The 21,603-nt window shown below is 36.6% G+C and carries 23 protein-coding genes; 9 read left to right on the plus strand and 14 right to left on the minus strand.

All coding sequences use genetic code 11. The annotated features are described in order from the left end of the window. Nucleotides 1–101: 101 nt before the first annotated feature. The 8 genes from brnQ to MKY09_RS17440 all read right to left on the minus strand — a co-directional run bounded on the left by brnQ (nucleotide 102) and on the right by MKY09_RS17440 (nucleotide 7,436). Nucleotides 102–1,439 (minus strand): branched-chain amino acid transport system II carrier protein, encoded by a 1,338-nt coding sequence (gene brnQ, locus MKY09_RS17405; protein WP_298470831.1) that lies wholly within the window; start codon nucleotides 1,437–1,439, stop codon nucleotides 102–104. Nucleotides 1,440–1,656: 217 nt separating this feature from the next. After that, a complete protein-coding gene (locus MKY09_RS17410; protein ID WP_169358456.1) occupies nucleotides 1,657–2,034 on the minus strand; it encodes a Na+/H+ antiporter subunit G in 378 nt (125 codons plus the stop codon). Then, nucleotides 2,012–2,296, minus strand: coding sequence for a Na(+)/H(+) antiporter subunit F1 (locus MKY09_RS17415; protein WP_169358455.1), 285 nt, complete (start codon nucleotides 2,294–2,296; stop codon nucleotides 2,012–2,014). The genes MKY09_RS17410 and MKY09_RS17415 overlap by 23 nt, the downstream gene beginning before the upstream one ends. Further along, nucleotides 2,297–2,779: a Na+/H+ antiporter subunit E gene (locus MKY09_RS17420; protein WP_251553288.1), complete on the minus strand. Its 483-nt coding sequence runs from the start codon at nucleotides 2,777–2,779 to the stop codon at nucleotides 2,297–2,299. Nucleotides 2,780–2,797: 18 nt separating this feature from the next. After that, nucleotides 2,798–4,282, minus strand: coding sequence for a Na+/H+ antiporter subunit D (locus MKY09_RS17425; RefSeq protein ID WP_251553287.1), 1,485 nt, complete (start codon nucleotides 4,280–4,282; stop codon nucleotides 2,798–2,800). Then, entirely contained in the window at nucleotides 4,275–4,613 is a 339-nt protein-coding gene (locus MKY09_RS17430; RefSeq protein ID WP_251553286.1) for a Na(+)/H(+) antiporter subunit C, read from the minus strand. The genes MKY09_RS17425 and MKY09_RS17430 overlap by 8 nt, the downstream gene beginning before the upstream one ends. After that, on the minus strand, nucleotides 4,613–5,038 hold the full coding sequence (locus MKY09_RS17435) for a Na(+)/H(+) antiporter subunit B (RefSeq protein WP_251553285.1): 426 nt from the start codon (nucleotides 5,036–5,038) through the stop codon (nucleotides 4,613–4,615). Before MKY09_RS17435 ends, MKY09_RS17430 begins: the two co-directional genes overlap by 1 nt. Beyond that, entirely contained in the window at nucleotides 5,025–7,436 is a 2,412-nt protein-coding gene (locus MKY09_RS17440) for a Na+/H+ antiporter subunit A (protein ID WP_342567197.1), read from the minus strand. Before MKY09_RS17440 ends, MKY09_RS17435 begins: the two co-directional genes overlap by 14 nt. A 479-nt stretch (nucleotides 7,437–7,915) precedes the next feature. On the opposite strand from MKY09_RS17440, the gene MKY09_RS17445 reads away from it, so the two are divergent. Then, the gene (locus tag MKY09_RS17445; RefSeq protein WP_169358450.1) at nucleotides 7,916–8,599 is read left to right on the plus strand and encodes a histidine kinase; all 684 of its coding nucleotides are present in this window, start codon (nucleotides 7,916–7,918) and stop codon (nucleotides 8,597–8,599) included. Nucleotides 8,600–8,706: 107 nt separating this feature from the next. Here MKY09_RS17445 and MKY09_RS17450 read toward each other — a convergent pair whose 3' ends face one another. Beyond that, nucleotides 8,707–9,858: an MFS transporter gene (locus MKY09_RS17450; RefSeq protein ID WP_298470869.1), complete on the minus strand. Its 1,152-nt coding sequence runs from the start codon at nucleotides 9,856–9,858 to the stop codon at nucleotides 8,707–8,709. 194 nt (nucleotides 9,859–10,052) lie between these two features. On the opposite strand from MKY09_RS17450, the gene MKY09_RS17455 reads away from it, so the two are divergent. Beyond that, complete coding sequence (locus MKY09_RS17455) at nucleotides 10,053–10,751, plus strand: DUF421 domain-containing protein (RefSeq protein ID WP_298470825.1); 699 nt, start codon at nucleotides 10,053–10,055, stop codon at nucleotides 10,749–10,751. 137 nt (nucleotides 10,752–10,888) lie between these two features. On the opposite strand, the gene nagZ is transcribed toward MKY09_RS17455, so the two are convergent. Together nagZ and MKY09_RS17465 are read right to left on the minus strand one after the other, a co-directional pair. Then, nucleotides 10,889–12,553 carry a beta-N-acetylhexosaminidase gene (nagZ, locus tag MKY09_RS17460; protein ID WP_342567198.1) on the minus strand — a complete coding sequence of 555 codons (1,665 nt, stop codon included), beginning with the start codon at nucleotides 12,551–12,553 and terminating at the stop codon, nucleotides 10,889–10,891. A gap of 358 nt (nucleotides 12,554–12,911) precedes the next feature. Next, on the minus strand, nucleotides 12,912–13,646 hold the full coding sequence (locus MKY09_RS17465; RefSeq protein ID WP_169358447.1) for a YqcI/YcgG family protein: 735 nt from the start codon (nucleotides 13,644–13,646) through the stop codon (nucleotides 12,912–12,914). Between the two features lie 160 nt (nucleotides 13,647–13,806). On the opposite strand from MKY09_RS17465, the gene MKY09_RS17470 reads away from it, so the two are divergent. Beyond that, a complete protein-coding gene (locus MKY09_RS17470; RefSeq protein ID WP_298474254.1) occupies nucleotides 13,807–14,652 on the plus strand; it encodes a dimethylarginine dimethylaminohydrolase family protein in 846 nt (281 codons plus the stop codon). A gap of 116 nt (nucleotides 14,653–14,768) precedes the next feature. On the opposite strand, the gene MKY09_RS17475 is transcribed toward MKY09_RS17470, so the two are convergent. Together MKY09_RS17475 and MKY09_RS17480 are read right to left on the minus strand one after the other, a co-directional pair. Next, entirely contained in the window at nucleotides 14,769–15,278 is a 510-nt protein-coding gene (locus tag MKY09_RS17475; protein ID WP_298474245.1) for a cupin domain-containing protein, read from the minus strand. Beyond that, nucleotides 15,275–15,862: a histidine phosphatase family protein gene (locus MKY09_RS17480; protein ID WP_342567199.1), complete on the minus strand. Its 588-nt coding sequence runs from the start codon at nucleotides 15,860–15,862 to the stop codon at nucleotides 15,275–15,277. The genes MKY09_RS17475 and MKY09_RS17480 overlap by 4 nt, the downstream gene beginning before the upstream one ends. Before the next feature lie 142 nt (nucleotides 15,863–16,004). Here MKY09_RS17480 and MKY09_RS17485 point away from each other — a divergent pair, with 142 nt between their 5' ends. Continuing rightward, complete coding sequence (locus tag MKY09_RS17485; protein WP_342567200.1) at nucleotides 16,005–16,763, plus strand: MerR family transcriptional regulator; 759 nt, start codon at nucleotides 16,005–16,007, stop codon at nucleotides 16,761–16,763. A gap of 12 nt (nucleotides 16,764–16,775) precedes the next feature. Here the strand turns inward: MKY09_RS17485 and MKY09_RS17490 are convergent, their stop codons facing one another. Next, nucleotides 16,776–17,183, minus strand: a complete 408-nt coding sequence (locus tag MKY09_RS17490; RefSeq protein WP_298474252.1) for an NUDIX hydrolase — start codon at nucleotides 17,181–17,183, stop codon at nucleotides 16,776–16,778. Nucleotides 17,184–17,611: 428 nt separating this feature from the next. Here MKY09_RS17490 and MKY09_RS17495 point away from each other — a divergent pair, with 428 nt between their 5' ends. The 5 genes from MKY09_RS17495 to MKY09_RS17515 all read left to right on the plus strand — a co-directional run bounded on the left by MKY09_RS17495 (nucleotide 17,612) and on the right by MKY09_RS17515 (nucleotide 21,589). After that, the gene (locus tag MKY09_RS17495) at nucleotides 17,612–17,935 is read left to right on the plus strand and encodes a PadR family transcriptional regulator (RefSeq protein ID WP_169358443.1); all 324 of its coding nucleotides are present in this window, start codon (nucleotides 17,612–17,614) and stop codon (nucleotides 17,933–17,935) included. Then, nucleotides 17,928–18,983, plus strand: coding sequence for a DUF4097 family beta strand repeat-containing protein (locus MKY09_RS17500; RefSeq protein ID WP_169358442.1), 1,056 nt, complete (start codon nucleotides 17,928–17,930; stop codon nucleotides 18,981–18,983). Before MKY09_RS17495 ends, MKY09_RS17500 begins: the two co-directional genes overlap by 8 nt. Before the next feature lie 59 nt (nucleotides 18,984–19,042). Beyond that, nucleotides 19,043–19,789, plus strand: coding sequence for a ferritin-like domain-containing protein (locus MKY09_RS17505; RefSeq protein ID WP_169358441.1), 747 nt, complete (start codon nucleotides 19,043–19,045; stop codon nucleotides 19,787–19,789). A gap of 157 nt (nucleotides 19,790–19,946) precedes the next feature. Then, nucleotides 19,947–20,513, plus strand: a complete 567-nt coding sequence (locus MKY09_RS17510) for a sigma-70 family RNA polymerase sigma factor (protein ID WP_342567201.1) — start codon at nucleotides 19,947–19,949, stop codon at nucleotides 20,511–20,513. Next, complete coding sequence (locus MKY09_RS17515) at nucleotides 20,510–21,589, plus strand: DUF4179 domain-containing protein (RefSeq protein WP_342567202.1); 1,080 nt, start codon at nucleotides 20,510–20,512, stop codon at nucleotides 21,587–21,589. The genes MKY09_RS17510 and MKY09_RS17515 overlap by 4 nt, the downstream gene beginning before the upstream one ends. Nucleotides 21,590–21,603: the final 14 nt, after the last annotated feature.

Consider the following 21,603-nt stretch of genomic DNA (forward strand, 5'->3'; position numbering starts at 1 on the left):
ACCTTTAACATAGACAAAAAAATAAAGACGTGAAATCAAATTGCTGATTTCGCGTCTTTTAATTTATGGACTAGTTATGCCCCAGCCTATCAAATTTAATATTATCTAATTACCCTAGCAATAAGAGATGTTATAACAGTGATGACAATGAAAGGAATGACCCAGCCAAGTCCTACACCGTAAAATGGTAATATATTGTCATACAAGTTTATAATGGATTGTAACCATCCAAAATACTCTATTTCTAAAGATTCACATAGCGCTTTCAATCCATCTACAATACTGATTAGGAAAGTAAAGAACATCACTACTACGTATACTAGCCTTGAATGATAGAACAATGGTGATAAAAAAGCTAGCAATATTAAAACAATAGCCAACGGATATAAAAGCATTAGCACTGGTACAGAGTATGTAATAATATTCGCTAAGCCAAAGTTAGCGATAACACATGTAAATACACTAAAAACAATTACAAATACTTTATAGCTTACAGCAGGTATCAATGTATGGAAATACTCAGCACAAGCAGTGGTTAAGCCAATGCTCGTTGTTAAACAAGCTAAGATGATTACAATGGCTAATAGAATAGCTCCAAAGGAACCAAAATAATGCTCGGAAGCTGCACTTAAAACAGGACCTCCAGTATCCATTATCCCAAACATATCAACAGACGTAGCTCCGAGATATCCAATACCAGCATAAATTATTCCTAAGAAGAAAATTGCAATGGCACCAGACTTAGCCGTTGCTGCTAAAATACCTTTTTTAGAGGTGACACCCATTGCACGCACTGCATTAATGACAATAATACCGAAGACTAGGGAAGCCAAAGCATCCATTGTATTATACCCTTCTGTAAAACCTGTCATAAAGGCATTATCAACGTAGCTTCCCTGCGGTGCACTAAAATCTCCCATAGGCTTGAATATAACAAAGACCAATAAGATTAGTAGCCCTATTAGTATTCCTGGAGAAAGGTATTTCCCCACATTATCTACAATCTTCGATGGATTCAAGGAAAGCCATAATGTAAGACCAAAGAAAATAACTGTAAACACGAACAAACCGATTTGTGTATATTCAGAATTTACAAAGGGCATGATTCCAATTTCATAAGAAACAGCACCAGTTCTAGGCAATGCGAAAAAAGGACCGATTGTTAAATAAAGTAAAGAAGTAAAAACAATTGCAAAAATAGGGTGTACTCGACTAGACAGTTCCTGCAAATTTTTACTTCCAGAGAAGCCCATTGCTAATGTCCCTAAAAATGGGAGTCCAATACCAGTTATTAAAAATCCTATTATAGCAACCCATAAGCTTGTTCCAGCATTTTGTCCAAGGCTCGCTGGAAATATTAAATTACCTGCTCCAAAAAATAAAGCAAATAACATTATTCCAATAACTAAATAACTTGAAAAGGATAATTTATTGTCCAAATGAATTGCCTCCTGTGATTTAAGAAATACTCATTTCTTCTATATTGTCATATTGTAATGAAAAAATGTGTTAAATGATCTTTCATCATCACTTAAATGTTAATAATAATCATGATAATACTATGTATTTATGCAGAATGCAATATATTATAAAAACTTATAGAATAATTGTTTAATTTAAACAAAAAAGAGTTAGCCAATAAAATAACTTCATCAGCTAACTATTTTTAGCGTTTTCATCTTCTTCTTCAAATAAAATTTCTGTTAAAGAATTATCAGAAGAGTTTTCAGCCAATTCTACATTTGTTCTATATGCAGCCCTCGTCAATAGATGCCCTGCAACAGGAGCAGTTAAAAACACAAATAAAATACCTAATATTAATCTAATACTGACAAAGCCGTCATGAACCCAAAAATATACAAATGCTCCCGAAAGAGTTAGTAATACTGCAACTGTAGAGCTTTTTGTAGCAGCATGTGAGCGGGTGTAAACATCTGGAAGCCTAATAATTCCTATCGCACTAATAACACTCATTATACTTCCTAAAAGAACGATCAGTGCTGCAAGCAACTCAACTGTCTGACTTACGCTCAATGATAACACCCCTCTCAATATATCGAGAAATAGCAATCGTACTTATAAATGCTAATATTCCTAATATAAGAATTGCCTCTAGAAAGGCCTTTGTCTTAAGTACAATCGATACTATAGCAATTATAGATATCAAGTTTACCCCAATCATATCTAAAGCTACGGCTCTATCTGGCATGGAAGGACCCTTTATAATTCGAAAAAGTGCTATTCCTATGGAAACTGCAAATAACGAAAGTGATAATACTAGTATTTTCTCTACCATTTAACGGGTCACCTCCATAATTGCTTTTTCAAATTTCTTTAATGATCGTAAAACATCTGCTTTTGAGGTTTCCATATCCATCGCATGAATATAAAAAGTATCTCCTTCTGGATTTACCTCCATTACGACCGACCCCGGAGTTAAAGTAAGTAATAGTGCAAGCGTCGTAATCTCCCATTCACTAGATAACTTAGTCTTATACGTAAAGATCCCTGGCTTAATCTTAAGCTTAGGACTAAGTATCTGTTTACTAATCACAATACTAGATGTAGCCAATTCCCTGTTAAAGATAAAAATCAACTTTAAAATTGAAAATAGACGCTTCAGATAAAATTGTGTTCCAAAAAATCGGTGCATGAGGAACACAATTCCAATACCAACGAAAAATCCGCTTACAAAGGTTTGTAATTGTAACTCCTCTGTGTCCATTAGTAATGTCCACAAAAATGCTATGAATAAATTAAGTAGAAACTGTGCTGGCATTATATATCACCCCTCCCATTACTCTTCTCTGCCTAGAATGGCATCAATATATATGGAAGGATTGGTCAGCGTATTTGCTGCATCACTAACATACACCGATACCACCTCTGCTCCCAGACCGAGTGCAAGCGTTCCAATACCTAGTAAGAATATTGGAAAAATCATGCCAAACTTCAAGGGTGTTTCATCTTCTAGACTGATAATAGTTTCACCGAATATGGAATTTAAAAATATGCGAAGCAACGAATACAGAACTACTATGCTCGAGAGAAATGCTAAGGCTAATAATATATATGCCCCTGACTCAATTGCCCCTTGACCTACTAATATTTTTCCTACAAAACCGCTAAGTGGCGGAATTCCTGCTAAGGAACAAGTCACAATGAAGAACATCCAACCAAGTAATGGATAGTTTTTAATCAAACCGCTTATTTCATTAATTCTTGTTTTACCTGTTAAAGAAATCATTGTACCCACTAATAAAAATAGCATTGCCTTAGCAATCATGTCGTGCACGATATAATATATAGAACCTTCAATAGCCACAGTAGTTCCTATTGCTAAACCAACAAGCATGAACCCAACAGCAATTACAACATTATAAGAGGCTATCAAGCGCATATCTTTGTAGGCAATTGCTCCCATACATCCAACTATGAGCGTAATACCAGCCATAATACCGAGCAGCGTGTGCGTTATAAAAGGATCATGATAGAAAATGATCGTAAAAGTACGGAACAAGGCATAGATACCAACCTTTGTTAGAAGAGCACCAAATAAAGCAGCTATTGCCATTGGTGGCGCACTATACGAACCTGGTAACCAAAAGAATAGTAATAGTCCCGCTTTTACGCTAAAAACAACTAGAAACAGTATACCTATAGTTGTTAATAAGGGATCTTGTCCTGCTTCAGCTACCCTCTCTGATAGATGGGCCATATTAAGCGTGCCAAGAGAACCATATAGATAAGCAAGTGCCAATAAAAAGAACCAGGAAGCAACCACATTAATCACTACATATTTAATAGATTCTCTTAGCTGGCGTTTTGTGCCCCCTAAGGTTATTAATACATAGGATGCCAATAGTGTAACTTCAAAACAGACAAATAGGTTAAACATATCACCTGTCAAAAATGAGCCGTTTACCCCAGCTAACAGAAACAACACAAACGGATAAAAGTACATCTTCTCGTGTCTTTCTCCAATAGAAGAAAAGGCATACATCATACAAAGTGTAGTTACAATACTTGCCGTCAACACTAGTAACATGGAAAAGGAATCTGCCACAAATAGAATTCCAAATGGAGGCTCCCAGCCGCCAAAGTCTAATCGAAGAATTCCTTCTTTTTGTATGGTATTTAAAGTATATATACTAATTCCTGTAATCGAAAGCAAGGTCACTAAAGTAATGATACGTTGCAATTTAACTTGACGATTAAAAAATACTAATAAAACTCCTATCATAATAGGAATGATTAAAGGTAAGACAATAATATTATTCATCATTTGTTCCTCTCAATGCATCCAGGTCATCTGTGCCAATGTCCTGATACGCTCGGTATGCAAGAACAAGTATAAAAGCTGTTACTGCAAAACTAATTACAATAGCAGTTAATATCAAGGCTTGTGGCAGCGCATCCGTATAAGGTGCGTTTGCTTCCTTTAACAAGGGCACGTTCCCTCTTTTTAAATCACCCATAGTCAATATAAGTAAATGAGCTGCATGAGATAATACTGCAGTCCCTAAAATTACTCGAATTATATTACGAGATAAGATTAGATAAGTAGCAACGGCAACTAAAATACCGATTAATATAACCATAATTGTTTCCATTAGCTATCATCCTCACTTATGCTTAAAATTATTGTAACGAGCACCCCAACTACCGTTAAGGCAACTCCTGCTTCAAAAATCGTGACAGTTGTTAGCTCCGTTTTACCGAAGATCGGCAAGTCAAAATAAGCAAACGTTTGGGACATAAATGGAACTCCAAATAACAAGGAACCTAAACCTGTCCCGGTAGCTAATAACACACCTACCGCAGCTACCAGCTTAAAGTCTAAGGGAAGACTTTTTTGAACCTTTTCTATACCATTTGATAAGTAAAGAAGGACGAAGGCAGAAGCTAAAACCAGTCCTCCGATGAAGCCTCCCCCTGGTGTATTATGACCCGAAAGAAATAAATAAACTCCAAAGGTTAAAATGATAAAAACACCTATTTTAGCAACGTTACGAAGAATAACATCATTGATTTTCACTGTCAGTGTCCTCCTTTTTCGCTCTAAGCTTAATCATGGTATATATACCTAAGCCTGCTATAAAAAGAACAACTACTTCTAGCATCGTATCGAACCCACGGAAATCCCCTAATATCGCGTTTACAATATTAGCTCCTCCCGCTAAGTTATATGCATCTTCAAATAGATAAGAAATCCGTTCAAACTGATCGTAGTTCAACACTGACAATCCCACTAAAACTACTACTAGCCCTACTCCAATTGATATAATGGCATTTATATTCTTAGTTTTTGATGATACTTTTTCTTTTTGCCAATCAGGCAAATGTGAAAATGCCAAAAGGAAAAGTGCGGTTGTAACGGATTCTACTACCAATTGTGTTAATGCTAGATCTGGAGCTCTAAATATTACGAAGAAAATAGCTACGGTATAGCCTAAAACCCCATTTAATAAAGTTGCAGTAATTCTAGATTTTGCAATTAACATGGCTAAGCTAGCAATAACCATAATTATTACTAAAATAATCTCGTATGCCCTAAACTTTGCACTTGGTGTTGTATCAAGTGAAAAAGCACCCGACATAATTAAGTACCCACCAACTGTTGCGATAAAGAAAATATAAATGTATGCTAGGTAATCTCTTAAATAGCCAGTCATATAACTTTTTGTCGCAATGGTAGATTGCTTCTCTGAGAAGCTTAAAAAATTCATATACAGAGCATTAAAGGAGTATTTCTGTGGTAGTATGCTATAAATTGGTCTCCAATATCTTAAAACTTTAAAAAGAAGAAAACCTACTACTATAACTGCTAATGTCATCTTTAACTCAGTATTAAAACCATGCCAAGCATAGATGGAAGGCGTTAGCTTCTCAGGATCTCCAAAGGTTGGATAAATACTGGCCATTGCTGGTTTCAATAAATAATTTCCAACTATATTGGGGAAGAAAAATATACCGACTACTAAAATAGTAAGGATGATTGGTGAAATAAGCATACCGATCGGTGCTTCATGAATTGGTTTATCCAATTTTTCAGGCTGTGCTTTACCTAAGAAAGTTTTAAAGATGAAAACCATACAATATACAAAAGTCAGCACACTACCTACCCATGCAATTACCGGAAATATCACTCCCCATGACTGCAAGGAAAAAACATCTGCTTCCATTATAGAAATGGTAGCTGTAAAGAACATTTCTTTACTTAAAAAGCCATTAAAAGGCGGCAGTCCTGCCATTGATAGACTTCCGATTGTAGCAACTGTAAAGGTAATTGGCATAAAGGTCATTAGTCCGCCTAATCGACGGATATCACGTGTCCCGAGCTCATGGTCAAGTATACCAACGACCATGAACAGCGCACCCTTAAAAGTAGAATGGTTAATCATATGAAATAGTGCAGCAAACGTGGCCTGCGTATAGACGACAGACTCCTCAGAATAGCCGTATTGTAAAGCAATAGAACCAAGACCTAACAGACTCATAATTAAGCCGAGCTGACTAACTGTAGAGAAGGCTAGTAGTGCCTTTAAATCGGTTTGCTTTACTGCATTGAATGATCCCCAGAACATAGTGATCATACCAACCGTACTTACTGTCCAAAACCACGTTTGATCCATGCCGAAAATTGGTGTAAAGCGAGCTACCAAGTATATACCTGCCTTAACCATTGTTGCGGAATGTAGATACGCGCTGACCGGGGTCGGTGCTTCCATAGCATCCGGTAACCAAATATGGAAAGGAAACTGTGCAGATTTTGTAAAAGCACCTAATAGGACCAAAATTAATGCTGGTACAAATAAATCATGATTAGTTAACTCCAAGGCAATCGGAATAATTTCGCGAATACTGAATGTACCAGTCATCGTATAAATCATTATGAACCCTACCAGCATTGCAATACCACCGCTCACCGTGATAAGCATTGCCTTTTGAGCACCTTGTCTAGATGCATTACGGTGGCTCCAGAATGCTATTAACAGGAACGAGGATACACTTGTTAGTTCCCAAAATACATATAAAACCATTAAATTATCAGAAAACACAACTCCGAGCATTGCGCCCATAAAGAGCAGTAAGTAGCAATAAAAATTATGGAGAGATTCCTTACTAGAAAGATAAAAAATAGAATAAATGATAACTAAACTACCTACACCAGTAATAAGCAAACCTAATATGATACTTAGACCATCTAAATAAGTGGTGAAATTTATATCCAACGAGGGGATCCAATTGTATGTGTGATAGTATGTTTTTCCACTTGCAATCGAGGGAATAAAACTTGCAAGCATTACGAACAAAATGGTTGGTACTAACAAGACAAGCCAGCCAATATGTATTTTTTTCAAGTATCTATAAAAAATGGGTATAGTTGCAGCTACTATAAATGGGAATATAATAGCAAAGTTAATTGAAAACAATTGTTAACCTCCTATTTCCATATATGTATGAAAATTCTATATAGAAAGATTTATTTCATTTGAAAGAGAGACTTGACTATTAGGGTAACTAGTTGCATAATAGGATTCCATATGGGGTTCTCATATGAATGTCAGTAGAATAAGAGGTATAAATCATAGCCATTTTCTCGGCATGATTTTACGTTAATATAAATGGCTAAGCTAGAATAACTATTTTATATTCGGTAGCCTGATCATAGAGGGTAAAGCCAGCACACAAGAGACTAGGCCTTACAATCTCTTTATGCAGTATTAAGGAGAAAATGATTTTTTCACTCCTTAACGATATTAAATTAGGTATATTCTTGTTTTTCCTAAGTAAATTATACACTAAACCACACTTCTCTGCACTTATAGTGTTTACTATAGCTTATAATTTGCATTATTTTGTACATGTCACTAGAATAGATGAGACTAAGATAAATGGGGTGTAGACAACCGTGAAACGCACAAAAGGTAGGATGGATGAAAGTATACTTGTCTGCGTATACTATGGACCAAACGGTGAACGACTTATTAGAAGAGGACACAAAATGGCTAGTATTATGGACTGCCCTCTTTATATATTAACAGTGGATCCACTTCCATACGATGCTTTCGATGCAGAAAAGTCAGGTTACGTAGATCAATGGAAAGCATTAGCAGAAGAACTAGACGTGGAAGAATTTATCATTCGGGATAATGAAAAACGTCCTTCTCCTAAGGTAATTAAAGAAGTTGCTCATAACCTGAATATTACACAAATAATCATTGGACAAACTGCCCAAAGCAGATGGGAAGAAATTACTAAAGGATCGTTTATGAATGTCTTGTTAAAAGAAATTCCTTTTGTTGATTTCCATGTAGTATCAGTTGAACGTGCTATTAAAGACGAAGAAGAAGGCGTCTTTGAAAAAGGTGTAAGAGCATATTTAGTCAATGACGGGGAAACTTACAAGGTTTCCTTTACATGCGCAAAAAATATGTGCCAAGAAGGAATATTCTTCAAGGAAATAGGGACAGATTTTGATAACGGGATTTTCAAATTTATGCATAATAACAAAATGCAGCAAGTTCATATTCAAGATAATTTAGTTACAGACCCTTCTCAAGTACCGGATGATTGTACACTAAAAGCAAGATAACATATTATATATTGAACTGTTTTAAGAGACTGTAAACCAACTCAGAAGAAAATTTTGAAGTTGGCTTACAGTCTCTTTGTTTTGTAGGATTTTAACATTACCACATTTTAAGACCTGACATCCCTTGGCAAAGCAAATGCGACGACTCCTAGTAAGGGAAGAAGCGATACTACCACCATAGTAGAATAAATCCCGATGTAGTCCATAAGAATACCAATAAGAACAGACCCTAAGGCACCCATTCCAAATGCCAGTCCAACTGTAAGACCTGCCATCGTTCCAATTTTGTTTGGCACTAGTTCCTGTGCATACACAACAGTTACTGAAAAACTGAGCATGATTAAAAACCCTATTAAAGTCAGCAATAATAAAATAGCCCAAACTGGCACATAAGGTAAGATAAGACAGAAAGGAATTGGGACAACAGTTGAAATGACTATCACTTTTTTTCTACCCATTTTGTCTGCCATAGGACCTCCAAAAAATGTCCCCACTGCTCCTACAGCAAGAAATAGGAAAACAATTAGTTGACCTCTCTCTGTAACAAAATTGTAATTCTCGGTCAGATGAAATATATAAAAGCTAGTAATATTCGTTACATAAAAAGAACGCACAAAAATAATGACCATTAAAAGTCCAAGAGCAATGCCTACTTGTTTCTTAGTTAAAACAGGCAACGAAGATATAAATGCTTTTTTCTTAGCTGCTAAATTGACCTCATTCAGCTGCGCCTTGTACCAACTTGAAATTTTGCTTAACATAAAAATACCAATCGCCGCCACGATTAAAAACAATGCAGCTCCCCTTTGCCCTAATGGAATTAGGATAAATGCACTGATAAGAGGGGCCAATGCTTGTCCGGAGTTTCCTCCCACCTGATAAATAGACTGAGAAAGCCCTCTTTTATTACCTGCTGCCATATAAGAAACTCTCGACCCTTCAGGATGAAAGACCGCCGAGCCTAAACCCAAAAACAATACCGCTATAATTATTATCCAATAATCCATTGCAAAGGCAAGCCCGACCACCCCAATAAAAGAACTTACCATCCCTAGAGGAAGTGCATAAGGCATTGGCTTTTTGTCGCTTATAAAGCCTACAACTGGCTGTAGTAAAGAAGCAACCATATTAAGGGCAAACGAAATGAAGCCTAGCTGCGTAAAGGTTAATCCTATTTCATCTTTTAAAATGGGGAACATAGCTGGAACTATAGATTGTAGCGTGTCATTAAATAGATGGCATATTCCCATGGCTACCATAATTGGATAAATAGGATTTCCCTGTTTAAGTTGCGATGTTTGCGACAATTTTGCACACTTCCCTATCAAAATAGTTAGTTTCATTATTATATCGTAAAATCTTTGATTTTATAAAATTCAGCCTCAATGGATATATAGAAGGAAGTAGGGCAAAATACGTGGAAGTATATTTATTTAAAGGAGTATCGATCACAATGGGTGATATTAACTTTTGGGAAATGATTTGGAGAACCACCATTTCCTTTGCTGTTTTACTATTTTTAGCACGAATAATGGGAAAAAAACAAATTAGCCAACTAACTTTCTTCCATTACGTCACAGGAATAACAATTGGTTCTATAGCAGCGGAAATAGCGTCGCAAAAAGAAACTCCCTTTGTGGACGGAATTATATCGTTAATATGGTGGGCAGTACTTACAATCATAATGACATATATCTCGCAGCTTTCCCCAAAAATACGTCTGCTATTAGATGATGAGCCAACCATTATAGTCAAAGATGGAAAAATTTCTTTAAAATCCTTAAAATCTGCACGCATGAATATGGATGATGTCATGATGTTACTAAGAGAGCAATCCATTTTTTCCATAGATGACGTACAGTTCGCGGTATTAGAGACAAATGGAGAGCTTAGTGTTTTTAAAAAGCCTGCGGAACAAGGAGCAACAAAGCAAGATGTGAAGGCAGATGTGTCATTACCGACTTATATGCCTACTGAAATTATATCAGATGGTAAAATTGTCCGTAAAAATCTCAAAGAATTAAACTTAGATGAAGATTGGTTAATGAAAAAACTACGTAAGCAAGGAATTCAATCTATAGAAGAGGTTTATTTTGCCCAATTACAAACAAATGGTTCCCTTTCGATTAACTTAAAAAATAACGGACTATAAATTATTATTCCTCATCACTATATGATAGACAAGCTTGGTTAAAGATAATCACATATAGTAATTTGCTTATAAAAATAAAAAGGTATGGAGATTTCTCCTCCATACCTTTTGTTTCCTATTTAAATAGGAAGCTTTTATTATTTCAAAATATTGTTAGTGAACTCATTCGTTAAATTATTGATCTCTTCTATATTAATGGAAGAAAGCTGATTGTTGCTTAGTCGGTACTTTTCTTTTAAATGGAGAATACGATCCACACTCTTATTAATCTGTTCTTCTTTTATCTCTCCATTACGGACAGCATCTAAAATAGCTTGAATTGCTCTTTCTACTTTTTCATAGTCATGAGCGATTAATACAATATCATTGCCAGCCTTTATAGCTTCTACTGCTGCCTCTCCTATTTCATGATGATTTAAAATAGCCTTCATTGTCATATCATCCGTCATGATGACTCCTTCATACTGTAAACGTTCACGCAGTATATCTGTAATAATCTTTTTAGAGATAGAAGAAGGCATATTCTCATCTATCTTAGGCAAAAGAATATGACCGATCATTACAACATCAGCTCCGCTTTTAATAGCATGTTCAAATGGAATTAACTCTAACGCTTCAAGTTCCTTTAAATCCTTATTTACTATCGGAAGCTCAACATGCGAATCAACTTCTGTATCACCATGACCAGGGAAATGCTTAATAACCGAGATAACATTTTGACTTTGTAAACCCTTCATAGTTGAAATTCCAAACTCACTTACCACTTGAGGATTACTTCCAAAAGAACGATCGCCAATAATGGGATTGTCGGGGTTACTATCTATGTCCATTACAGGAGCAAAGTCTAGATTAAATCCATATGCATTTAGTTGCCTACCTAATATAACCCCTAATTGTTTTGCTAAATCTAAATTATTTTTTTGACCAATTTGTTTGTTCGTTGGTAAATCATTAAGTTCCGGAATCCTAGTCACTCGTCCTCCCTCTTGATCTACCCCTAAAAAAAGTGGAGGGTCTTCTTCCTGATTCTCAGCCTTTAAGGAATTCAGTAAGGTTACGATTTGGTTTGCATTCACTAAGTTATCTTTAAAAAGGATAACACCACCAACCTTATCCTCCCTAACCATTCTCCTACCTTCCTCCGATAATTCCACTCCATCAATTCCTCCAAAAATCATTTGACCAATTTTTTCTTCTAAGGTCATTCGGTCTACTGAAGAAGTTTTCACTGGGGAGCTTGCCGCTTTTAAATCTGTGTATACTGAAATATGATGTACATTGGGATTAGGAACACTTTCTGTTGGCTTCGGTAAAATCCACTTTAATTGTATATTTGGAGCTACTTCATAAACTAGGATAGTTTCTTCTTTCCCCTCATCCTGGTAGCTTCGTATCATGTCTGGCTCACCTGCAACTGAATGGATGTCCTTTAACTGAACTTCCTGTATATATGAGGAATTAGTTCTAACGTCAAAAACTGTTCCCGAATGATGTCCAATCGTTGCGGAACGAGTTAGATAAGTATCATAAATATCATTGGAGAGGTTACTGCTTTCATCAGGTACTCCCCATAGCTCGTACAATTGTTCCGTATCGGTCTCGCCAACGATAAATGGAACATTTATAACCTGCCTTTTTTCTGCTAACTCAAAAACGAGAGAGACAACTGCCTGCCCTCCTGTTGCTGTTTCCTCTTTCTTTATAAACTCTTTCGGCTCTTCCTCTTTATTCGTTGTTAAAACTGCTTCTATTATAGTAAAGAAAAATATTACCACTAAGATTACCGCAATTTTTTTTGTCATATTTAAGGCCTCCGAACACTCGTCTACCTTATTGTATTTCAATTAGTATAGGCACTATACCTTTTTTCTCGTTATTATTTATAAATATTTAGGGGAAGATATGCATATCTCCTTTACCGTCCTTCATTAATCAAGAAAAGCGCAAGCGCCTATGTCTGCCCCGACAGGCAAATGGAGAAAAGCGAGGAGGCAGTTCCTCAGCCACCGCAAACGCTCTTGTTTGCGACGAGCTTGCGCAGGAGCAGCTTTTATCCATTTGACCCCGAGGGGCAAGGCGATGAAGCTAGACATCAATTTACCCACAGGTTCAGAACTTTTTAATTTCCTAAACAACAAAAAAATCCCCTAAAAAGGGGACTTAAGCTTGCGATTTATGGTGAAATGGACATTTACCTTGAATCGGCTCAATGTCATCACCTATAAAGGATTGTTTCCATTCATTATGAGTTGGATCGCCGAAGTGACCGATATCTGGATGCTTAGGGAGCTGGTCCCATGCTTCTACACGTTTACGAACTTTCTCACGTGACATAATCCCACCTTTTTCCGTCCCTTCTAACCCCTCGAATATTTTCCGTGGTTGGAATCCTAGCACCATCGCGTTTCCTAAGTGTCGTGTCTTGCGCTTCTTATAGGCAGGTGCATTTCCGAATACGAATATTGGCTCCCCATTAAATCGAAAATCCCATAAATAGTGGTCAGGGTCACGAGGACTATCTTCCGGCCATTCCACCTCATCGACCTCATGTAAATACTGAAGGATATCCCAAAATTGCTTTCGGTAATCATCAATAGAACCCTCTTGTTCAAAAGGCTCAACAAATACAAAGAGACCATGTCTCTTATAGTTTGGTAATTTAAATAAGTCTAGAAAATCTGCTACTGCATAAGGTAAGTTACTCCAGTCATCTTGACTAATATAAGCATAGCGGAGCTCGCCTTTCAGTTCGCCACTCATTCCAAAAAAACACGGGAATGTTTTATCAGTTACCGTATTATGAAATGTTTCGTATTCCTTATACAGCCAACTCGGCAAGTCTGTTCTAGTTTTAAAGTCTTCCTTTGTTAATAACGCTTGTTCCTTAGTAATCATATAATCTCCTCCACTATCTTGTTCGCACAAATCTTTATGGGTCTTTACCCCTTACTCGATTTCCTGAAACAACAAATAAATTTTACCAATAGGTTATAAAATACTGATTTGGGGAATATAAAAGGTGAATGAATAAACTGGAGGATGAATTATAGTGAAGATGATAGAAGATATAACACAAATAAATTGTCAAAGTGAATATGGCTCACTAAAAAAGGTATTCTTATGTGAACCTCAATATATGGAAATTAAAGAAGTGATTAATGATGTTCAAAAACAATATATAAATGATAATATTGACCGATCTCTTGCCCTGTCCCAGCACAAGCAATTTGAACAAACTTTAAGGGAGGCAGGTATCGAGGTAATTAAACTAAAACCAAGTAAAGACCATCCTGAACAAGTCTTCACTAGAGATATTGGTTTTACTTTGGGTAATCATCTCTTTATTTCTGAAATGGCGAATCCCATTCGTCAAGGTGAAGAGAAGGTGCTTGCCGAGTGGATGAAGGAACATGATATAACATATAAGAAACTCTCCAATCATTCGATTGAAGGTGGCGATGTAATTGTTGACGGAAAACGTGTATTTATAGGGATTAGTCATCGCACAAGTCAGAATGCTATTCAAGATCTCCAAAGTGAATTACCTGATTTTGAAATTATCCCCATCCCTTTTAATCCAAAGTATTTGCACTTAGATTGTGTATTCAATATTCTTTCCCCAAAAGATGCATTAATTTATCCAGATGCGCTCGACCAGGAAACCTTCGAGCATTTATCAAGCATGTATCATTTGATAGAAGTGAGCGAACAGGAACAGTTCTCTATGGGGACCAATGTATTGTCGATTGGTCAAAATCGAGTACTGAGTTTACCTGTAAACCGTGGCGTGAACGACCAAATGAGAAAACACGGATACGAAGTGTTGGAGGTAGACTTTTCCGAAATTATTAAATCAGGCGGGTCATTCAGATGTTGTTCCATGCCCATTGTGCGACAATAAGCAAAAACTCTCTATGGAGACAGTAGGTGCAACGTTTTGAAGATAAAACAAGCTTAAAAATACGTTTTAAGCTTGTTTTATATTTCATTTCTCTAATAGTTCATTACGTTTCATAACTAATACGTATTTGGAATATTTTTGTATGCAAGCTTACAAATGACTGAAGCATGCTCAGGATATTTCTTTAGCAGCTCATCCTGTGTGAATAGTTCAAAGTCTTCATATTCAAAGCCCGGTGCAACCATACACCCAACTAAAGAAAATGCTCCCCCTTCTGAAACCGATGAACCAAAGATGGATTTTCCAGGCACAATTAATTGTGGGACTTCACCATTCACTAAATCTAATCCAAGCTTGTATTCATGGTAACTTCCTTCTTGATCAATTACATGGACGGTTAAAGGATCGCCTCCATGAAAATACCAAAGTTCATCTGATTTCAAACGATGTAAATGAGAGATATCTTTTTCCCCAAGTAAAAAGTATATACTTGTGTATAGCTTTCTATCTAATCCATTTGCACTTATTGTATTGTCAGAGGAAAAGGTTGAACGAAAGTATCCACCCTCTGCATGTGGCTCTAAGCCTAAATGCTCAATATAATAGGAAGCGTCCTTTTCCATCATACCTCCCTCATTTCTAAATGCTTCATGCAGTTAAATAGGTGGCAATGGTTTCTCTCATCTTTTAGCTCAACAATGGTAACTGAGGTATTTCCAATATCATTAGAGAATTCTCCACCTGGTATAAGTGCGTTAAAAACTCTTGCAAGAAAACCTCCATGACTAACAACTATTACTTTCTTACCTCGATGCGCTTTTTGTATATCCTCGATAAAGGACAAGCCTCTAGCGATAATAACATCTTCCTTCTCGAAGCCCATATCCTGCTCTCTCCAATTTAGACCCCACTTATCTACTCGTTCTTGCTCGGTAGTTCCCTCAATAAGGCCTCCACCAATTTCTCCCAAACGGATATCTGTATTAAAATTAATCTCAGGTAGCTTTTCAGCTATAATCTCAGCTGTACGCTTTGCTCTAATTAGTGGACTAGTATATATTACATCCCAATGCTCTTTTTCCATCCGCTCGGCAACTCGCTCTGCCATTAAAATACCTTCTTCATCTAACGGCACATCCGTTTTACCCTGAGCTCGTCCCTCTTTATTCCAAGCTGTCACACCATGTCTAATAAAAGCTATTGTAGTCATTTATAATAACCCCCTTTGTTCTAAGATAAGATAGAAAATACCTTTCGTAAAGTGCAGCCTAAAATGTTAATTATAAAAATAATTAACACTTGACCTTCACGCTACGTAAACCTTTACACTACATATATCAGGAGGTGAAGTAATGATATATACAATTCAGAAGCTTGGAGAACTTGCTGGAATTAGTACTCGAACTATTCGCTACTACGATGAAATTGATTTATTAAAACCAGCAAGCCTAAGCGAAGCAGGTTATAGAATGTACGGATCAGCGGAGGTAAATCGCCTTCAACAAATATTGTTTTACCGAGAGTTGGGGATAAGCTTGGGACAAATAAAAGAAATCCTCATTTCACCAGGATTCGACAGTACTGTTGCTTTAAAGGAGCATAAGGAAAAACTAATTCAAAAAAGAGCTCAGCTAGATTTGTTAATAAATAATGTGGATAAATCGATTCAAGAATATGAAAGGGGTATTAAAATGACAGACAAAGAAAAATTTGAAGGATTTAAACAAGAGCTTGTGGACAACAATGAGGATATGTACGGTGAGGAAATTCGAAACAATTATGGAAATGATGCTGTAGACCAATCCAATGCTATGCTAAAAAACATGACCAAAGAACAATATGAGGAGGTTGTAAAATTAGAGCAAGAGGTATTAGATAGCTTAAAAGAAGCGATTGCTGCTGGTGACCCAACAAGTAAACCTGGGCAAAAGACAGCAGAACTGCATAAACAGTGGATAAGTTTTCATTGGCCAAAATATTCAACGGAAGCGCATGCAGGCCTAGCTGAAATGTATGTAGCAGACGAACGCTTTAAAGCTTATTACGATAAGGTGCAACCAGGTGCGGCGCAATTTTTACGTGATGCTATTGTAGAATATACTAAAAACTAGAAGGCTAGCCTTCTAGTTTTTTAAGAGTTGCTCTATTATGTGGATATCATCCGGATAAGCTAGTGGCAAGTTCTTCATATCGTCCAATGACTTCCAAGCAATCTCATGGATAAATTCATCTGGATCATGAATCGTTAATTCTCCACTTATAAATTCTACTATAAAGTACTCTACATAATACGAGATACCATAATCACTTAATACTCCACTTTTTTTATGTATCATTTCAATTGGACGAACAGTTAAGCCTGTCTCTTCCCAAAATTCTCGGACACAGCATTCTTCAAAGGTTTCCCCTTCCTCCACCGTCCCTGAAGGAACTGTCCACAGCTTATCCTCTCCCGGTGCTGCCTGTAAAACCATTAACACTTCTTTTCGCTCATTAAAAAAAACACCAGCCGCCCCTTGCCATTTAAACATTCTTTCCACTGCCCTTCCTAAGCTATAAAATATTATTCTTCTATTATACCGTACTGCTGGGTAGCATTACTAAATTATAGAAGCTACCCTACTTGTAGTGCATCCGCGCCTATTAACTACCATGGAGAGAGTGATCTATTAATCCGCCAAATTCGCCAGTAAATCTATATATACATCCATAAATCGTTAATTCGCCCCTTCTCCTAGCGTATTCGCCCATTACCTTGGTGTAAGTGACCCATTAACCGGCCAGAATCGCCCATAAGCTTATAGAAAGTGTCCCATTACGGTCTCAGAATCGCCCATAAATCAAAAAATGTACCCTACCACACATTATTTTATCCAGTACCTTGCATTGTATAATAGCATATGGTATATTACTTCCAACGGTACTGTTTATTAAATAGTAGCGAAGGGAGTGAAGAAAAATGAACATACAATTTAAAAAGGGTGTACTAAATCTGTGCGTGCTTGTCTTATTGGATAAGCAGGATCGATATGGCTACGAACTTGTACAAAAAATATCAGATCAAATCTCGATTTCTGAGGGCTCAGTTTATCCACTCCTTAGACGATTAACAAAGGAAGGCTACTTCACAACTTATTTACAGGAATCAACGGAAGGTCCCCCACGTAAATATTATAAGCTGACGGATCTCGGTAGAACATATCTTCATGAGCAATTAAAGGAATGGAAAAGCTTTACGGATGGTGTGAATAATCTAATCGAAGAGGGTGTAAAAAATGAATGAGCAACAATTTATTAAGGAATTGGAACTTGCATTACATCAAATGACAGCTGACGAGCGTAACGAAATAGTATCGGATATTCGAGAGTATTTCTCTAATGCACGAGAGGATGGGAAAACCGATATTGATATTTCTTCTTCACTTGGCTCTCCAAAGCAGATTGCACAGGAGCTTCTTGAAAACTATGTTCCGGTAAAGTCCCAGCCTAAAACATTTACAAGCGATAAGTTGATACGTATTCCGGACTCTACGTTTACTAATGTGTTAATAGATCTAGACTATGGAGCTCTAAATCTGTTTCCATCTGAGACAGATGAAACAATCGTTGAGCTAATTGGAGAAAGTGAAAAGCTTTCATTCGTGGCTGAAGTGATTGGTGATACACTTTCTGTTAAGTTGAAGTCTAAAAAAATGAGCTTCTTTACTTTTATTTTTCAAGTCAAGGAATTGAAAGTAAATGTCGCACTACCAAAAAAGCTCTATTCAACTATCACTATGAAGTCTGATCACGGTCGTATTCGAGCAGAGAAATTACTTGGCAAAATTGTAAAGGTCAATTCCGACAACGGGTCTATTTTACTTCAAGAAATAGCTTCTACCTTAATGGAAGTTAAAACAGATAATGGACGGATTGAGCTAGACCGAGTGCAGAGTGACAAGCTAACGACAACAACCGACAATGGGCGAATCGAATTGCGCAATGTGGATACTGAGAAAGTTCATGCAGAAACTGACAATGGCCGCATCACCATGCAATATGTAAATGGGGATATCCTGGGGAAAACGGACAACGGCCGAATTGAACTGTTAACAACTAGCATTGATCGAATGATTGATCTTAAAACTGACAACGGAAGTATCATGATTGAAACAGAATCCGACCCTTCAGATGTATCTATCTCTGCAAAAGTCGATTGGGGCAAAGTAGATATTTTTGGGGAACGTAATTCTAAAACAGTCTTTGGTGCAGGGACTCATCAAGTAAGACTAACATCTGACAACGGCAGACTAACTGTTGCTAAACGTGCAGTTTCTGGAATTAAATTATAAACACTCTTTCTCCCCTTTTCTCATAGACTAGGTAAGGACTATAACAAAAGGGGAAATGTATGAATAAAACAGAAAACTACAACCAGCAGATGTATGCTCAACAGGCTTTTCAACAATCCTTAGCACTAATAGCGGAAGCAGTACAAGGAGAAAAAGAAGATCAAGTTTTTTATGATTATTTAATTTCCTTAGCTCCTACGCAAGAGCAAATTGAAATAATCACCTCCATTCGAAACGATGAAGTAAAGCATAATCAATGGTTCAAACAAATGTACAAAGCAGTAACTGGTAATGAGGTTGTCATAACCACGGAAGAGCAATTCGTACCTCCAGCCGATTATATAAGTGGTATTAAGAAAGCATTTTTCGGTGAGCTAAAAGCAATGGAAAAGTACAGAGTCATACGGGAAGGCCTTCCCTATCGCGAGTATAGAGACATTGTCTTTGAGATATTAACAGACGAAATGAAGCACGCCCAATTGTATAATTATATTTTAACGGAGAATTTTGCGATGAATGCCCCTGAGAAGACAGCAACTGAAAACACTGCATCTACTACCACAAGCAATGCTCCTGAGCCAGTTGCCTTTCCAGATCAATGGATTCAATATACGGAGTACCTTGTAAATGAAGGTCTAAATGATGTGGAAAGAGGCATTAATACGAAGCACATCCTACAAGAATTTATACTTATGGGGGTTCTAGTCGGTAAAGGCTATACCCCTGAGCAAGCATACGAAACAGTAGAGAACTGGGAGTTATCAGGGGAATCACAAATACTTCAGCAAAGTAAAAATAGTCAATAAGCCATCGCTGCGTGCAACACGCAGCCTTTTTTTATGCCCATTTTTTTACTTTCTCATGTTACTCTAAAATAAATATTTTATTTTTGAGAAAAATCAAAATCGTAGACGTTATGTAGAGTGTAAAAGCTTTTACAACTACCAAAAGGAGCTATTGTAGATGAAATCAACTGAATCTAATTTTATCCACAGGCTGCAATCTGGAAAAGAAGATGCACTCGAATATATTGTGGATAATTACTTACCGCTAATAAAGGGCGTTACCTACAAGGTTCTCTCCCCTTTAAATAATGGTGGAATGATGGATGAATGTATTAATGATATTTTTTTATCCATTTGGGATCACTCCAAGGATTTTAATGGGAATACAACTGATTTTAAAAAATGGATCTGTGTGATTGCTAAATTTAAGGCAATTGATTACTACCGAAAAGCAACTCGTAATATGGAGGTTTCCAGTGAGCAGATGGAGCTTCAGCCAACAGATTCTATAGAGAAAAATTTGATTCAATCGGAAAATCGAAATGAGCTAATGCAATTAATCCATAAATTAGATCCAATAGATCAACAAATCTTCATCATGCGTTTTTTTCTTGGCGAAAGCACAGAGACAATCGCTAAGAAGCTTGGAAAGACCAAAGCATCTATAGATAATCGTATATATCGAGGAAAGAAAAGGCTAAATGGACAGGTTACAAAATTTCTTCTAGGAGGTAGCTTTGTATGAAGGAACTTTACAAGCAATTTAATGAAATTGATATAGATCTAGATGAATTTGAAGAAATCGAAGTTAGTGAATTTGAGAGAGCGAAGGTAAAAAAAGAATTAAAAAATAAAATCTCTCCTAAACAAAAGAAAGGAAAAAAGATTTTAGCTGCCGCTTCTCTTGCTGCAGGACTCAGTATCTCTGCTTTAGTAGGACTTTCCTTCACAGCCTACGCGGACAATATTCCAGTAATTAGTAATATTTATAAATTCTTTTATGATTACAGAGATAAAAATGGAGAATTTTATGGAGACTACGCTGAAAATGCTACTATGATTAACTTAACAGCAACAAGTAATGGGATAAACGTAACTGTTGATGATGCCATTTACGATGGTGAATCTATGATTGTGGCGTATACAATCAAGGCCAATAGAGATCTTGGGAACCCCTTGGTAATTAGAGGGATACCTCACCTTCAAGGCTCTCCTAAAACTGGAAGTCATGAGGCAAGTAAAGTATCAGAGAGTGAGAATAAGTATGTAGGTATTATCACTATGAAAATGGAGGAAGAAGAAACCTCTTTACCAATAGAATGGAATATAGATTATTTGCGCCCAGGAAGAACCACTGATAACGAGCCCATAGAGGGTAATTGGAAATTTAACTTTACTTTAAACAAAGCAGACATTGATATTTATAAATTAGATAAAAAGCTTAGTCAAAATGACCTTACAGTACATCTTCAAAAGCTAACGATATCTCCAAATTCGTTTCATCTTCTATTTGAACAAATTGACACTAATAAATTATATGAAAAGTGGGATAGCGCTATCGTTGAATTATTAGTTAAGGATAATTTAGGAAATCGTTATTCGCTAGAAGAACAAAGTGGGAGTTATTCTGTTCATAAGCACTCGACTAAATGGGGCGCCATATATGAAAAAGTTGATCCTCAGGCTACTCAGCTTATTATAACTCCCGAGGTAGAATTACGTAATCATGAGCTTATTGAAGAAGATAAGGGATACAAAGGCAGTATAACCGCCGATCAAAAACAATTCCAAATGGAAGACATCATTATTGATTTAAAATAACTATACAAAAAACT

Source organism: Psychrobacillus sp. FSL K6-4046, from assembly GCF_038624605.1.
Classification (GTDB): Bacteria; Bacillota; Bacilli; order Bacillales_A; family Planococcaceae; genus Psychrobacillus.